Genomic DNA, 15373 nt, shown 5'->3' with positions numbered 1-15373 from the left:
GCCTCTAGTGGTTGACCTGTGGAATCCGACTGTAGGACTCTTGGTGGCGGCCAAGTGGCAGGAAAGTGGCAGTCCGTCCGGGTTAACGCAGACGTTCGTTAGGCTTGACTCGGCAACGTCTCAACTCCCGGCGGGAGGGCAAGTGGCAGACGAAGGCGTCATCGGAATCGGTGACCGCATGCGGGCGGCTCGGCGGCTGGCGGGTCTGACACAGGCTCAGATGGCTCGTGAGACCAACTACTCCCTGTCGTACGTCCAGAAGGCCGAGCGTGGGTCCGAGCCCGCTTCGCCGGCCCTGGTGACCGCTTGGGCGCGCGCGACCAAGGTCTCTCCGGACGACCTCACCGGTGCTCCCTACAAGGAGGTCATCCAGAAGGACGGGCCGTTGGACGGTCTGACCGACCTCCAAGCCATCCTCGCCGAGGGCAGGTACGTCCGAGCCGAGGAGCCGTTGTCGCTCGGCGAGTTGGGCAGGGAGTTGACCAGGATCAATAGCCTGTACCGAGGTGATCGTGGCCGGCAGGCGCTGGCGTTGCTTCCCCGACTGATCAGGCAGCTTCATGGCGCACTCGAAGTCGCGCGTTCCGACGAAGCGCGTGGCGACCTCTACTCGCTGCTCGCCAGTGCCTATGTGACCGCGGAGCGGATCGCGCGTCGTTTCGGCTATATGCAACTGTCGACACCGAGCCTCGACCGCCTCGACATGTACGCGGAACGGGCGGGCGATCCGTTGTTCACCTCCCAGGCCCTCATCAAACGCGCCCGCGTCCTGATGTACCACGGTGCCTATGAGGTCGGCTTGGACCTGGTGGAACGTGGCCTCGATCGAATCGAGGGTTCCGGGGAGGGCTCGCTTGCGGTTCGTGGCTACGGCCACCTCGCGGGAGCGATTGTCGCGGCACGGGGACGAAAGATCGAGGTCGCCCGTGCACACTTGGAGGAGGCCCGCGTGATCGCCGGTCACGTGCGCGGCGAGTCGGACGCCTACGGAACCCTGTTCGGCGCGGGCAATGTCGGAATCCACGCTGTGGCCGTCGAACTCGAAGCAGGTGATCCGGGCAAGGCCGCCGAAGCCGGGTTCGCGCTTACCCTCCCAGCGGAGATCGCACCCCCACGAGCCGGACACCACTGGCAGGACACCGCCAGGGCCTGCCTCATGGCGGGAGACAGTGCTCGCGCACTCGAAGCGCTCAACCGCGCGCGTAGGGTGGCCCCTCAACAGACCCGCTTGCACCCGATGGTGCGGGAGACTGTGCGGGGCATCGCGACGATGGAGAGCCGACGGTCTGGCAACCTGGCCAACTTCGCGACCTGGCTCGGCTCCAACTCGGCTTCCATGTGAATACTGTTGTCCACCGCACGGCTTCGCACATGAGCGGACGACCGACAGGGCTCGCACCGGGCCATGGCGCCGGGTACACGGTGACGCACACCGCCGGCCCGGAAGTCGTCTACACCGAGAACCTGCGCAGCGGCACCCACCTGGAAGCTCCCGAGGACCTGAAGACCTTCAGCGCCGTGTTCGAGGACCTGATCGCGGCAGCCGCCGACCCCTCCGACTCTCGCGACCTGCTGGATACGCCGGCGCGGCAACGAGAGCGACCGGAGGGAGAGGAATGAACGACCTCACCCAGCGCGAGTGGCGGAAGTCCAGCTACTCGAACGGCGAGAACGGTCAATGCGTCGAGCTGGCCACCGTCGGGGCCGGGTTGGCGATCCGGGACAGCACGAACTCGGATGGTGGCGAGGTGCTCGTCGGGCCTCGGGCCAGGCTCGCTTTCCTGGCCGCACTGAAGGTCAGTCAGCAGGGTTGACCTGGGCGAACCGGCGGTTGGGTTTCAAGTCCGAGCCCAACCGCCTCGCCGCACCGGCCCCTTCTCGCCACCGGGAAGCCGGTCGGACCCGGTGACAAAGTCGCTCACCCACTCCGTGTTCGGCAGGCTCTCCCGTTTCGCACCTCACCTCGCGCGTGCACTCGAAAGGGCTGACCGCGTCGCCGAACGTGCGGGACCGCCCCCAGCCGCCGACGTGACCCGCCGGGCAATGCTTCCCCGCCGACCCCGCAGTACCCGAGCCAGGTGGGACAACCGAAAACACCGCCCACCCCGGAAGGGGTGGGCGGTGCGGGACGACCGTGCGAGTCGAGGTCCGGTCGTCGGACACGGCCGGCGCGCAGGGGTGGGGGCACGCCGACCGTGGGTCTCTCAGTAGCGGAAGCGCGACACCATGTCCTGGAGCTGCCCGCTCAACCGCGACAGCTCCACGGTCGTGTGCTCGGCCTCCGTGACACCGCGCGACGTCTCGTCCGCGGCACCGGCCACCTGCGTGATGGCCGACGCGATCTCGGTGCTGCCACCGGCCGCCTCGGACACGCTGCGACCCACTTCCTTCGAGGTCTCGGACTGCTCCTCCACCGCCGCGGCGATCGCGGTCTGGTACTGGTTCACCCGGTCGATCACCACGACGATCCGGCCGATCGCGTCGACCGCCGCCTCGGTGTCGGTCTGGATCGCGGCCACCCGGCGGCCGATGTCCTCGGTCGCCCGCGCGGTCTCCTGGGCCAGGTCCTTGACCTCGCCGGCGACGACCGCGAAGCCCTTGCCGGCGTCGCCGGCGCGCGCGGCCTCGATGGTGGCGTTCAGAGCCAGCAGGTTGGTCTGCTCGGCGATCGAGCGGATCGTCTTCAGCACGTCGCCGATCTCCGCCGACGACGAGCCCAGCCGCGCGATGATGTCGTTGGTCTGCTGCGCGGTGTCGGTCGCCTCGGCACCGACCTTGACCGCCTCCGAGGTGTTGCGGGCGATCTCGCGGATCGACGCGCCCAGCTCGCCGGTCGCCGTGGCGACGGTGTCGACGCTCTCGGACACGCGGGCCGCCGCGTTCGCGACCTCGCCGGCCTGACGCGACGTGGAACCGGCCGCACCGGACAGCTTCACGTTGGTCGACGACAGCGACCCGGCGGAACCGGCCAGGCCCGACGCCGACTCGGCGACCTTCGACACGACCTCGCGGATGGTGCCCACGGCGTTGTGCAGCGCCTTGCCCATGCGGCCGATCTCGTCCTCGCTGTGCACGGACGGCACGCCGGTCAGGTCGCCGGCGGCCACCTGCTTGGCGAAGTCCTCCAGCGCGTGCACCGGACGACGGATGCTGCGGGCCAGCACCCAGCCCAGACCCAGCGCCAGCAGCACGCTCACGGCGATCACCAGGATGGTCAGGTTGCGCGACGTGGACGTCGCGTCCGTGATCGCCTGCCGCTCGGCCGCCGAGTGGTCGACCAGGGCCTGGGTCAGGCTCTGGAAGTCCGCGTTCACGATCGGCAGGCTGGCCTGCGCCTGCTTGTTGTACTCGACCTCGGCGGCGGCGTCGCCCGCCGCCGTGGCCGCACGCCGTGCCTCGTGCGAGGTCCAGAACTTGTCGTTGTCCGCGACCAGCTTGTCCAAAGTGGACTGGAGGTCGGCCGGGATGCTCGTCTTGAGGGCCGCGAAGCCCTGCTTGGCCTGGGTCTTGTACTCGTCACGGCCCTTGGCGAGGCTCGCCTGCGCCTGCGGGTCCTTCACGGTCTCCAGCACGACGTCGGTGAGCAGCGCCGTCAGGTTCGAGGTCTGCGCGAACTTCAGGGCGACCAGCGGGTCCACGCTGCCCTCGGCGATCGCGTCGGCGCGCTCGGACAGGTTGTCCTGCTGCACGATGCCGAAGACACCGAGGCCGACGACGACGACCGCGAGCGCGGAGAACGCGCTGATGACGCGTACCCGCAGACTCCGGTTCAGCGGGTTCCGTGACGATGACCTGACCATGGGGAGTTCTCCTGTACCCGAGTGGTGAACGGCTCGGTCCCTGAGCGGAACCACTGGCTGGAAGTCGTGTCCGGGTGCTGTCAGCAGACGAAGCGGTCGACCTGGCCCTGCAACTCGGCGGACAGCCGGTCGAGGTCCTTGAGCGCGACGTTGGTCTGGGCGATGCTGGCGGTGCTCTCGGCGGCGCTCTTCGCGACCACCGCGATGTTGGCCGCGATGTCGGCGACACCCGACGACGCCTCGCCGACGCTGCGGTTCATCTCCGCGGTCGTCGCCGTCTGCTCCTCGACCGCGGACGCGATCGTGAGCTGGAAGTCGTTGATGCGGCTGATGATCTGGCCGATCTCGCTGATGGCCTCGACGGCGTTGCCGGTGTCGTGCTGGATCGACTCGACCCGGCGCGAGATGTCCTCGGTGGCCTTGGCTGTCTCGCGGGCCAGGTCCTTGACCTCGTTGGCGACCACGGCGAAGCCCTTGCCGGCGTCGCCGGCGCGAGCGGCCTCGATGGTCGCGTTGAGGGCCAGCAGGTTGGTCTGCTCGGCGATCGAGGTGATCACCTTGACGACGTTGCCGATCTCGATCGACGACTCGCCCAGCTTCGCGACGGTGCTGTTGGTCGCCTCGGCGGCACGCACCGCCTGGCCGGCGACGTCGGCCGCCTCGTTGGCGCTGCGGGCGATCTCCTTGATGGAGGAACTCATCTCGTCGGCGCCGTCGGCGACGGTGCGCACGTTGCGGGCGACCTGCTCGGCCGCGGCGGCGACCACGTCGGCCTGGTTGTTGGTCTCCTGCGTGCCGGCGGTCAGGTGGTCGGTGGTCTGCGACATGCGCTCGGTGGCGCCGCGCAGCGAGTGGATGCCGTCGGCCATCGCGGACACCGCGCGGCCCATGCCCTCGCTCGCCTGGTTCAGGGCGGTGGTCATGCGGCCGACCTCGTCGTTCGAGGCCGAGTCCAGGCGTCCGGTCAGGTCGCCGTCGGCGACCGAGTCCAGCGTGGCCGACAGCTTGCGCATCGGCTTCACGATCGACCGCGTGATCAGCAGGCCGACCGCGACCGAGACGACGAGGCCGACGCCGAGCAGGATGATCGCGACGGTGCGGCTGTCCCGCTCGTCGGCGTCGACCGAGGCGATGTCCGCGTCGGCACGCGCACGCTCGGCCTCCAGCCACTTCTGGCTGATCGCGTCGAACTGCTTGAGCAGCGGGTTCACCTCGTCGGCGAACACCTTGATGCCGGTCGCGGCGTCACCGCTCATGGCGGCGGGCATCAGCTTGTTCTGGATGAGGTCGGTGTACTGGGCGCCGACCTTGCCCCACTCGGCCAGCAGCTCGTCGTCGACGGCCGTGACCTTCTGGTACTCCTCGAACAGCTTGCCGGACTTCTCGAACGCCGCGCCCATGGCGGCGATGTGCGACTGGGCCGCCTCGGGCGAGCCGACCGACACGGCCAGCAGCAGCTCCTCGGAGCCGGTGGCGCCGGCCAGCGACACGGAGTTCAGCAGCGTCAACGCCTTGACGTTGGTGCTGATCCGGCCGGTCGCCGAGGACGCCGCGGACAGGGCGGCCAGGCAGACCAGGCCGACGACGAACGTGACCACGCTGGACAACAGCAGCGCTGACATGATCTTGACGGTCAACGACCTGTCGGCGAATACCCGGCGCTTGCGGCCGGCCTGTGTTGCGGGTGCGGTCATCGCTCGCGCCTTTCCCTGAGCTGCCGATGGCGAGTCCTCCAGCTCATCGACCCTGGTCCGCCCGAGTTGAGTGGTTCACCGGGCACGCGATCGGGCGTCAGCGGCGCGGCGGGTCGTACCGGTAGCCCATCTTGGGAATGGCCTTGATGGGCGAGGTGTCCGCGGTCCAACCGAGCCTGCGCCGCAGCCGCAGGATCGCGAATTTCACCCGTTCGGTACCGAGTCCACTGTGGTCCTTCCACACCGTGGCCAGCAGTTGCCCCGCCGAGAGCACGGAACCCCGGTGCCGGGTGAACATGGTGAGCAGGCCGTAGTCGGTCGCGTTGAGCGTGACCTCGGCGCCCTCCAGGTACACCCGGCGTGACATGTGGTCCACCCGGACGGTGCCGTCGTCGTACACCTGGTCGGCCGGTTCCGCCGGGGCCTGCTGCTGTCCGGCCCGGCGCAGCAGCGCCTCGATCCGGGCCAGCAGCTCGCCGTTGGAGAACGGCTTGGTCATGTAGTCGTCGGCGCCGCCGCGCAGCCCGCGCACCTTGTCCGTCTCCTGGCCGTGCGCGGTCAGCAGCATCACGGGCACGTCGCTCACGTCGCGGATGCGCTCCAGCACGGTCCACCCGTCCATCGCGGGCAGGCCGATGTCCAGCAGCACGAGTTCGGGACGCGTCTCGTGCACGAGCCGAAGCCCCGACTTGCCGTCCCCGGCCAGCAGCACCTCGTGCCCCGCGCGGGTGAGCAGCACCCGCAGCACCATCGCGATGTCCGGCTCGTCCTCGACCACCAGCACGGCGCTCACCGCTCGCCTCCGTCCCCGGGCAGTCGCACCCGGACGGTCGTCCCCTCGCCCTCCGTGCTGTCCACGGTCAGCCGCCCGCCGTGCAGCTCCACGATCTGGGCGCAGATCGTCAGGCCCAGCCCGCTGCCCGGCAACCCGGCCGACGCGGCGTTGCTGGCCCGCGCGAACGCCTCGAACAGCCGGGGCAGCTCGTGCTCGGGGATGCCGATGCCGGTGTCGGCGACGGAGATCGTCCACCCGTCGCCCTCGGGCACGGCCCGGATCACGACCTCGCCACCGGCGGCGGTGAACTTGATGGCGTTGCCGACCAGGTTGTCCAGCACCTGGGCCAGCCGCAACGGGTCGGCGTGCAGGTTCGGGCCGGGTTCGACCTCGACCCGCAACGCCACCCCGCGGTCGGCGGCCGACCCGCTCTGGTCCTGCCGGACCCGGTCGACCAGTTCGGGCACGTCGACCTGGTGCCGGTGCAGCGGAAGCTGGAGCGCCTCCAGCCGGGTGAGCAGCAGCAGGTCGTCCACGAGCCGCAGCAGCCGGGCCGCGTTGCGGTTGATCGCGGCCAGCCCGTCGACGTGCTCGGGATTCATGCCTTCGCTCTCGTCGAGCAGCAGCTCGCCGAACGAGTGGATCGCGGTGAGCGGGGTGCGCAGCTCGTGCGACACCACGGCCACGAACCGGCTCTTGATCTCGGCGGCGGCGGTGAGCGCCCGGTTGTGCTCCTCCAACTCCGACCGGGCGGTGGTCTCCTCGGTCGTGTCGCGCAGGTACCACAGCACGCCCTGTGGCACGGTCTCGTCGCCGCAGCCCAGCGGCAGCACGTCGCACACCAGCGTCCGGCCGCCGGTGAGCTGGAACGGCACGCCGCGCCGCTCCACACCGGTGCCGCTGAGCTGGGCCAGCAGCACCTGCGCGCTCGCCGGGTCGTGGCACTGGTCGGCCACCAGGTCGAGGAAGTCCGCGATCGGCGTGTTCGGCGCGGGCGCCCGGCCCAGCATCCGCGCGGTCGCCGAGTTGGCCAGGATGACCCGTTCGCCGTCGTCGAGCACGACCCCGCCGGTGAGCCGCGAGACGACCTCCCGGATCCGCCGCCGCTCCTCGGCGACCACCCGCTCGGCGGCCCGCACCGCGGTCACGTCGTGCCCGTGCACCACCACGGCGCCCACGGTCGGCACGTCCAGCAGGTTGATCATCGCCACCCGCAGCACGACCCAGTGCCCGTCCGCGTGCTTGGCCCTGATGTCCACTTCGGACTGGCTGTTGGGGTGGGCGAGGATGTGCCGGAACGTCCGCTGCAGACCTTCGAGGTCGTCGGGGTGCACCAGCGAACGCAGCCCCGCGAGGTCCGTGCCGGTGCGCACGTGGCCGAGCACGTGGGCGACCGTCTCGGGCGCGGCGTACCACCGGCCGGCCGCGTCGATCGTGGCCACGACCGACCCGCTGCGCCGCGAGCCCGCCCGCATCCGCTGCAACGGCATGGTCCGGCTGCCCGCCGCCGCCTCGACCAGGGTCAGCACCGCGTCCAGCCGGGCCCGGTCGTGCGCCTCGGCGTGGTCGTCGAACACCACGCGCACCGCACGCGTGCCCAGCGGGTCGACCACCTCGCGGCTGCCCGCCCGGGGCGGACCGGCCGCGGTCACGAACGCGTCGACGACGCCGGGCAGGTCGAGCAGGTGGCGGGCGACCGCGTCGGCCGCGTCGTCGAACGGCGCGTCGGCGGCGGCCAGGTCGAGGACGGCGGCGAACAGGCCCGCCAGGTCGACCGACAGGGTGAAACCGCGTCCGCGGTCGCCGCTCGGAGGGTGCACCGATCACTCCTTCGCCGGCCCAGTGTCCCGATTCCCCCGCGTGTCCCGGTGTCCTCACGACCCTAGGCGCGTGTGAGCGACAGGACCCGGCCCAGGTGGCACGAGTTCACTCGGTCGTGTCGTTCCGTGGTAGCGCTTCGGGTGCACATCGCCCACGGGGTACCTGACCGGGGGCGGACGCGGTGACACTGTGTGCCATGGCGGATCGCGCCGAGGACCAGGAGGCCGCCCGCCGCGCGTCGGTGGTCGCCGACGCCGTGCGTTCCGTGGTGGGCGCGGGCGCGGAGCATGCTGTGCAAGCGGCCGTGTCCGCGCTGGCCGTCCTGCCCGGCGTCGTCCGGGTCTTCCACACGACGGCACCCCACCGGTCGGGCTCGTGGGCGCCGGCGGCCGGCGGGCACCTGGTCGTCGAGACCGACCCGGCCGTGCCCTCCGACGTCGACGTCGTGCTGCCCGTGGTCGCCTCGGCCGTCGACGCGCTGGTCGAGGACGACCGGTTCGTGCCGACGCACGGGTTCTACGAGGAACTGGTCCGCTGGATGCCCGCCTTCGTCGTGCTGCTCGACGAGACCGGCGTGGTGCGCTGGACCAACATCGACCGCTGGCCCGACGGCAGCCAGGTCCGGGTCGACGGCGGCGACATGTTCGAGGCCATCGCGACCCTGGCCCACCCCGACGACCAGCGTTCGCTCACCGACACGCTGGCCATGCTGCGCACCGCGCCGCCGGGCACCTCCCGCAACGGGTTCGTGCGCGTGCGCACGCCCGAGGACGGCTGGCAGGTGCTCAACGTCGTGGTGCAGAACCACCTGGGCGCCAACCCCGTCGACGGCCTGCTCGGCTTCGGGCTCGACGTGACCGAGACGCACCAGGCCCAGTTCCACCGGCGGCTGACCGTGGCCCGGCTCGGCGCGCTGGTCGGCGCGCTGGACGTGGGCGTGATGCTGCACGACTCCGAGTACCGCGTGCTCGTCGCCAACGACGCGCTCGTGTCGTTGCTCGACCTGACCGTGCCGGCCGCGGACCTCGTGGGGTTCGACCTGTCCCAGTACCTGTCCGTCGCCGCGCACCCCGAGCCCTATTACGCGGAGCTGATCGACCTCGCCCGGCACTTCGCGCTCCAGGACGAACCGGTGCGCGGCGAGGTGGTCGCGCTGGGCGGCGGGCTGCGGATGGTCGAGGTCGACTTCGTGCCCGTGGACTTCGACGCCCGGCGGCACGGCCAGGTGTGGGTGCTGCGCGACGTCACCGAGCAGGAACGCGCCCGACGCGACCTGGAGTGCCGCAACGCCGAGCTGTCCCGGCTGTACGCGCTCAAGACCGAGTTCATCGCGACCGTGTCGCACGAGCTGCGCACCCCGTTGACGACGCTGGTCGGCCTCGCGCCGCTGCTGGGCGAGGTGCTCCAGGACCCGGACCTGCCGCTGGCCGACGCGGTCGAGCGCAACGTCCGCCGGCTGGTGAACCTGGTGGAGACCCTGCTCTTCCTGGCCAAGGTGGAGTCCGGCTCGCTGCCGTTGCGCCGCGAGCGCGTCGACCCGGATGGGCTGCTGCGGCGCCAGCTTTCCGAGACCCGGCTGGCCGCCAAGACCCGGCGGGTGGTGTTCCGGCTTTCGGGCGGGCGGACCGGTGCCGACGTGCAGGGCGACGCCGACCTGCTCGGCCGGATGCTGAAGTACGTGCTGACGAGCGTGGCGGGCACGTGCGAGCGCGGCACGACCGTCGAGGTGCGGTCGACCGTGCGGGACGGCCGGTGGGTCGCCGACGTCGTCGACCCGTCGAACGTGACGTCGACCAGCGGCCGGATGTTCGTCGCACTGCCGCAGGACGGCACCGACCCGTTCATGGGATCGGGCCTGGGCCTGGCGCTCGCGCGGGCCATCAGCGAGCGGCACGGCGGCTCGGTGTGGGTGACCACCGAGGCCGGCGCGGACGACCAGGTCGGGACCGTGCTCAGGGTGGAGCTTCCCCTGTCCGGATGAATCGCCGTCGATCGCTCATGCGATCCCCGGTCCGGCCGATGGGCTTGGCAGTCGGACCTGGAGGGAACGCGGTGGACGATATCGACGACGTGGTCCAGGAGTTCCTGGTCGAGAGCTATGAGAACTTGGATCAGCTCGACCGGGATCTGGTGGCGCTGGAGCGCGACCCGGGTGCCCGCGACCGGTTGGCCGCGGTGTTCCGCACCATTCACACGATCAAGGGAACCAGTGGGTTCCTTGCTTTCGGCAAGCTGGAGCGACTCACCCACGCCGGTGAGTCGCTGCTGGCACGGCTGCGCGACGGCACCCAGGTGCTCGACCGGGCGGGCACTGACGTGCTCCTCCGCGTCGTCGACGGTGTCCGGGCGATGCTGGCCAACATCGAGCGTGACGGCACCGAGGGTGACGTCGCGATCGACGAGGTGATCGCGGCCGTCGGCGCGACGATCACGGGTGAGCCCGTGGCGCCGTTGCCCGCCGCGCCCGAGGCCGAGGAGGCGCCGTCGGACGGTGCTTCCGCGACCCCGGTCGCGGAGGAGACCCCGGCGCCCGTCGCCGAGGCGCCCGCCGTCGCGGTCGAGCCCGCCGCGGCCGTGCCCGTCGCGGTCGCCGAGGTGGACACCGAGGACGGTGCCGGCCGGCGCAGCGTCGCCGACACGTCGATCCGCGTCGACGTCCACCTGCTGGACAAGCTGATGCGCCTCGTCGGCGAGCTGGTGCTGACCCGCAACCAGATGGTGCGGGCCGCCGAGGCCGCCACGGAGCACAACCTGGCCCAGGCCGCCCAGCGCCTCAACATCATCACCAGTGAGCTGCAGGAAGGCGTCATGAAGACGCGCATGCAGCCCATCAAGAACCTGTGGTCGAAGCTGCCCCGGGTCGTCCGCGACCTGAGCAACGCCCTCGACCGCGAGGTCCGCCTGGTGATGGAGGGCGCGGAGACCGAGCTTGACCGCAGCCTCCTGGAGGCGGTCAAGGACCCGTTGACGCACCTCGTGCGCAACGCGGTCGACCACGGCCTGGAGTCCCCGGCCGAGCGCGTCGCCAAGGGCAAGTCCGCCGAGGGCACCCTGACGCTGCGCGCGTTCCACGAGCACGGCCACGTGATCGTGGAGGTCGGCGACGATGGCGGCGGCATCGACCCTGGGGTCATCGGCGCCAAGGCCGTGGAACGCGGCCTGCTCACCGAGACCCAGCTCGCGGGCATGGACTCGGAAGAGGTCCTCAAGCTCATCTTCCGTCCGGGGTTCTCCACGGCGAAGAAGGTCAGCAACGTCTCCGGCCGCGGTGTCGGCATGGACGTCGTGCGCACCAGCCTCGAAGCGGTCGGCGGTCTCGTCGACATCCGCTCGGTCCCTGGTCAGGGCACGACTTTCAAGCTCACGATCCCGCTGACGCTGGCGATCGTGCAGGCGCTCATCATCGAGAGCGCGGGACGGCGTTACGTCGTGCCGCAGATGGCCGTGCACGAGCTGGTCTACATCGACGGCCAGAGCTCCAAGGTCGAGTACGTCTCCGACGCCCCGGTCTACCGGCTGCGCGGGCGGCTGCTGCCGCTCGTCCGCCTGTCGCACGTGCTCGGCGTGCAGGACACGAGCCAGGACGAGGAGATCTACATCGCGGTGTTGCGCGGCGACGGTCACGAGCTGGGTCTCGTGGTCGACCGCGTGCTCAACACCGAGGAGGTCGTGGTCAAGCCGCTGGCCCAGCGCTTCAAGGACGTCGGCTGCTACGCCGGTGCCACGATCCTGGGCGACGGCCGGGTGTCGCTGATCCTCGACGTGCCCTCGCTGGCCCGTCGGGCGCAGTTCGCCCAGCTGGAGAAGGTGGCCCGCCAGAACGCCGAAGAGGTCGAGCAGTCCACTTCGACGAACGGCGAGCGCCTGCTCATCACCAAGGTCGCGGACCGCCGCGTCGCGGTGCCGCTGAGCATGGTGACGCGCCTGGAGGAGTTCCCGGTCGAGCGCATCGAACGCGTGGGCAACCGCGAGGTCGTGCAGTACCGGGGCCGCATCCTGCCGCTGCTGCGCCTGAGCACCCTGCTGGGTGCCTGGTCGGAGACCGAGAGCCAGACCGTCTCGGCGATCGTCTACACCGACGGCGACGAGAGCGTCGCGCTCGGCGTGGACGCCATCCTCGACATCGTCGAGGACACGACGGGCCGTTCGCGGCTCGACGACACCGGCCTGGGCGGTTCGACCGTGATCCAGGACCGGGTGACCGAGCTGCTGGACGTGCGGCAGGCGATCCTCGCCGCCGACCCGCGGTTCTTCGATTCCGAGCACTCCGACGACCACGCGCACGTCGCGGTGGGGTGGTGACGGCATGAGCACTGTGCAGTACGCGACCTTCGAGGTGGCCGACCGGCTCTTCGGTCTGGAGGTGGAGCGGGTCCAGGAGGTCCTCTCCTTCTCCGAGTACACCCCGGTGCCGCTGGCGCCCGGGTACGTGGGCGGGCTGTTCAACCTGCGCGGTCAGGTGATCGCCGCACTCGACATGCGGGTGCGGCTCGGCCTGCCGCCGACCGACCTGTCCGCCGGTGCGATGAACGTGATCATCCGCACCGAGGACGAGTCGGTGAGCCTGCTGGTGGATCACATCGGCGACGTCGTCGAACTCGACGACCGGCACGCCGAGCCGCTGCCGGACACCCTGATGGGCCCGGTGCGGTCGCTGATCACGGCCACGTTCCCGCTGACCGACCGGCTGATGCTCGTGCTCGACGCCGAGCGCGCGGTCGACTCGGCCAACCACGACTGAGCGCTTCCCGACCATGCCCAAGAGCTTTGAGGAAAGGCGAACGGCAATGTCCGAAATCACCGGTGGCGAACCCACCCCGCGTCGCGGTCTCGGTTCGGTGCTCGTGAACCGCTCGCTGCGGACGAAGATCCTGTTCGCCGTCGCCCTGCCCGCCCTCGTGGCGATCGCGCTGGGCGTGCAGGAGATCTCCACGATCGAGTCGTCCAGCGAGGCCACCACCCGCGTCGGCAACAACGTCATGGCGCTCGACGGCATGGCCCAGGGCACCGCTCTGATGACCAACGCCGAGTTCGGCCTGCTCCAGGCCGTCGCGGCGAGCGACGTGGCCACCGCGCAGCAGCAGCTGGGCGTCTACACCAAGGGCATCGGCATCGTTCGCCAGATGATGTCCGGCGGCACGCCGCAGATGCAGGCGGACCCGCTGAACGTCGAGATGGCCGGGCTCATCACGAAGTTCAACGACACCGTCGTCGGCCAGATCGAGCCGGCCATCATGGCGGGCGACCGGGCCACCGCGCTCAGCGTCTACCAGACGACCATCCAGCCGATGATCGACCGTCTCCAGCAGATCATGGAGATCATGCGCACGGCGCAGATCACCGGCACCCAGGCCGAGATCACCTCGGTCGACGAGACCCGGGTCAGCACCCGCTGGAACGCGATCCTGCTGGTCATCCTGGGTCTGACCGTCGCGATCGGCATCGCGCTGCTGATCGTCCGGGGCATCACCCGGTCGCTGCGCCGCCTGCACGACGTGCTCGACAGCGTCGCCGAGGGCGACCTGACCCGCCGCGCGGAGATCACCTCCAGCGACGAGGTCGGCGCCATGGGCGAGGCCCTGAACAAGGCCACGACCAGCATGGGCGACACCGTCCGGGCGATCAGCCGGGGCATCGCGTCCCTGGAGACCTCCGCGGGCCGGCTGTCGACCTCGGCCAACGAGGTCGCCGCGGGTGCCGAGGAGACCAGTGCGCAGGCCGGCGTCGTCGCCGCCGCGGCCGAGCAGGTCGCCCGCAACGTGCAGACCGTCGCCACCGGCTCCGAGGAGATGGGTGCCTCCATCAAGGAGATCGCCCGCAACGCCAACGAGGCGGCCGGTGTGGCCAGCCACGCCGTGACCGTGGCCGAGGCCACCAACGGCACGGTCGCGAAGCTGGGCGAGTCGTCGATCGAGATCGGCAACGTCGTCAAGGTGATCACCTCGATCGCCGAGCAGACCAACCTGCTGGCCCTCAACGCGACCATCGAGGCCGCTCGCGCCGGCGACGCCGGCAAGGGCTTCGCCGTGGTCGCCAACGAGGTCAAGGACCTGGCCCGCGAGACAGCCAAGGCCACCGAGGACATCTCGCGCCGGGTCGAGTCGATCCAGCACGACACCGGCAACGCCGTCGAGGCGATCAACGAGATCGGCCAGATCATCAGCCGCATCAACGACTTCCAGCTCGTCATCGCCTCGGCGGTCGAGGAGCAGACGGCGACGACCGCGGAGATGAACCGCAGCGTCGGCGAGGCGTCGACCGGTGTGGGCGAGATCGCGACCAACATCGCGGGTGTGGCCACCGCTTCGGAGACCACGACCACGAGCGTCGGCGAGACGACCCGCGCGTCGGAGGACCTGGCCCGGCTCTCCACGGAGCTGCGCGCCCAGGTCGGGCAGTTCAAGATCTGACGGGCAGCGGACCAGTTCCGTGCACACCCTCATCGGTGCCCCGGTCCTCGGTTTCGACCTGACCCGCTTGCCGGGAGGGTCGGCCACCGCCGGGATTCTCACCGCGCTGCTCGGCTTCGACACTGCCGGGATGGCGGCACTGGCCTCGTGGGTGCGTACTGCACCCGCGAGGCTTGCGCATGCCCGGCACCGAGCCGAGGCGGGCGAGGCGAACCGGCCCCCGGTGTCGAGACTGGTCGGTCTCGACCCGGAGGCGCTGGAACGGGCACCCATCGGAAATCTGTCGACCCTGTTGCACTGCGTCCGCACCGACGTACTGGTGCCGGACTACGGCAACGGCGAGGACGGCCCCGTCGACGGGGACCTCGTCGAAGTGGTGTGCGACGCCATCCGGGCGTCGTACCTGAGCGAACTCGTGTCCGCGCAGGACCGGCGGACGCTCTCGGCGCGCTGGGTCTCCCTGCGCCGCCTGCTGCCCGAACCGGGCGGGACGCGACCGTGGTCGCCGAGCGTCGAAGCCCTGCTCACCCGCGTGCGCGGCGTGACCAGGACGGAGAGCGCGGCGCTGCTGGCCGCGGCCGAGCGGATGCGCTCCGAACGCCGTGACTGGGCGTCGGCGATGCACTCCGCGACCTGGGCCGTCCACCTGTCCGACCGCGTGCGGTCGACGGCGGCGGCCCAGTTCGAGCTGGTCCAGGCCGTCGACGTGGCGGGCATCCCGGTCGGTGACCGGGCGGCCGGCGTGTGGAACGTGCTCAGCGGTGCCGTGCAGGCGTTGAGCGTGCGCGACATGGTCGACGGTTCGACCGCGCACGAGCTGCTCGTGCCGTGCCTGGCCGCGCTCGGACCCGGCTGGTTGTCACTGGATTGAAC

At 70.7% G+C, this 15373-nt stretch carries 12 protein-coding genes; 8 read left to right on the top strand and 4 right to left on the bottom strand.

What is annotated here, in order from left to right; translation table 11 throughout:
• Nucleotides 1-142 precede the first annotated feature (142 nt).
• From F4559_RS28495 to F4559_RS28485, 3 genes are read left to right on the top strand one after another with little or no spacing between them, the layout of a single operon-like run.
• Entirely contained in the window at nucleotides 143-1342 is a 1200-nt protein-coding gene (locus tag F4559_RS28495) for a helix-turn-helix domain-containing protein (RefSeq protein ID WP_312865866.1), read from the top strand.
• Nucleotides 1343-1371: 29 nt separating this feature from the next.
• Nucleotides 1372-1620 (top strand): Scr1 family TA system antitoxin-like transcriptional regulator, encoded by a 249-nt coding sequence (locus F4559_RS28490; RefSeq protein ID WP_184673918.1) that lies wholly within the window; start codon nucleotides 1372-1374, stop codon nucleotides 1618-1620.
• Nucleotides 1617-1814: a DUF397 domain-containing protein gene (locus tag F4559_RS28485; RefSeq protein ID WP_184673916.1), complete on the top strand. Its 198-nt coding sequence runs from the start codon at nucleotides 1617-1619 to the stop codon at nucleotides 1812-1814. The genes F4559_RS28490 and F4559_RS28485 overlap by 4 nt, the downstream gene beginning before the upstream one ends.
• Nucleotides 1815-2204: 390 nt before the next feature.
• On the opposite strand, the gene F4559_RS28480 is transcribed toward F4559_RS28485, so the two are convergent.
• The 4 genes from F4559_RS28480 to F4559_RS36585 form a co-directional block, all read right to left on the bottom strand.
• Complete coding sequence (locus tag F4559_RS28480; RefSeq protein WP_184673914.1) at nucleotides 2205-3800, bottom strand: methyl-accepting chemotaxis protein; 1596 nt, start codon at nucleotides 3798-3800, stop codon at nucleotides 2205-2207.
• A gap of 80 nt (nucleotides 3801-3880) precedes the next feature.
• A complete protein-coding gene (locus F4559_RS28475) occupies nucleotides 3881-5494 on the bottom strand; it encodes a methyl-accepting chemotaxis protein (RefSeq protein WP_184673912.1) in 1614 nt (537 codons plus the stop codon).
• A gap of 97 nt (nucleotides 5495-5591) precedes the next feature.
• Nucleotides 5592-6287, bottom strand: a complete 696-nt coding sequence (locus F4559_RS28470; protein ID WP_184673910.1) for a response regulator transcription factor — start codon at nucleotides 6285-6287, stop codon at nucleotides 5592-5594.
• On the bottom strand, nucleotides 6284-8089 hold the full coding sequence (locus F4559_RS36585) for a sensor histidine kinase (protein WP_184673908.1): 1806 nt from the start codon (nucleotides 8087-8089) through the stop codon (nucleotides 6284-6286). The genes F4559_RS28470 and F4559_RS36585 overlap by 4 nt, the downstream gene beginning before the upstream one ends.
• 197 nt (nucleotides 8090-8286) lie before the next feature.
• Here F4559_RS36585 and F4559_RS28460 point away from each other — a divergent pair, with 197 nt between their 5' ends.
• From F4559_RS28460 to F4559_RS28440, 5 genes are all read left to right on the top strand, one after another.
• Nucleotides 8287-10071, top strand: a complete 1785-nt coding sequence (locus tag F4559_RS28460) for a sensor histidine kinase (protein WP_184673906.1) — start codon at nucleotides 8287-8289, stop codon at nucleotides 10069-10071.
• A gap of 71 nt (nucleotides 10072-10142) precedes the next feature.
• Nucleotides 10143-12392, top strand: a complete 2250-nt coding sequence (locus F4559_RS28455) for a chemotaxis protein CheA (RefSeq protein ID WP_184673903.1) — start codon at nucleotides 10143-10145, stop codon at nucleotides 12390-12392.
• Between the two features lie 4 nt (nucleotides 12393-12396).
• Nucleotides 12397-12831 (top strand): chemotaxis protein CheW, encoded by a 435-nt coding sequence (locus F4559_RS28450; protein WP_184673901.1) that lies wholly within the window; start codon nucleotides 12397-12399, stop codon nucleotides 12829-12831.
• Nucleotides 12832-12877: 46 nt separating this feature from the next.
• Entirely contained in the window at nucleotides 12878-14500 is a 1623-nt protein-coding gene (locus F4559_RS28445) for a methyl-accepting chemotaxis protein (RefSeq protein ID WP_221447405.1), read from the top strand.
• A 19-nt stretch (nucleotides 14501-14519) separates the two neighbouring features.
• Nucleotides 14520-15371 (top strand): hypothetical protein, encoded by an 852-nt coding sequence (locus F4559_RS28440; protein WP_184673899.1) that lies wholly within the window; start codon nucleotides 14520-14522, stop codon nucleotides 15369-15371.
• Nucleotides 15372-15373: the final 2 nt, after the last annotated feature.

The sequence above is a fragment of the Saccharothrix violaceirubra genome, assembly GCF_014203755.1.
Taxonomy (GTDB): Bacteria; Actinomycetota; Actinomycetes; order Mycobacteriales; family Pseudonocardiaceae; genus Actinosynnema; species Actinosynnema violaceirubrum.
The sequence above is the reverse complement of the archived record's forward strand: the minus strand, read 5'-3'. Positions and strand labels throughout refer to the sequence as shown.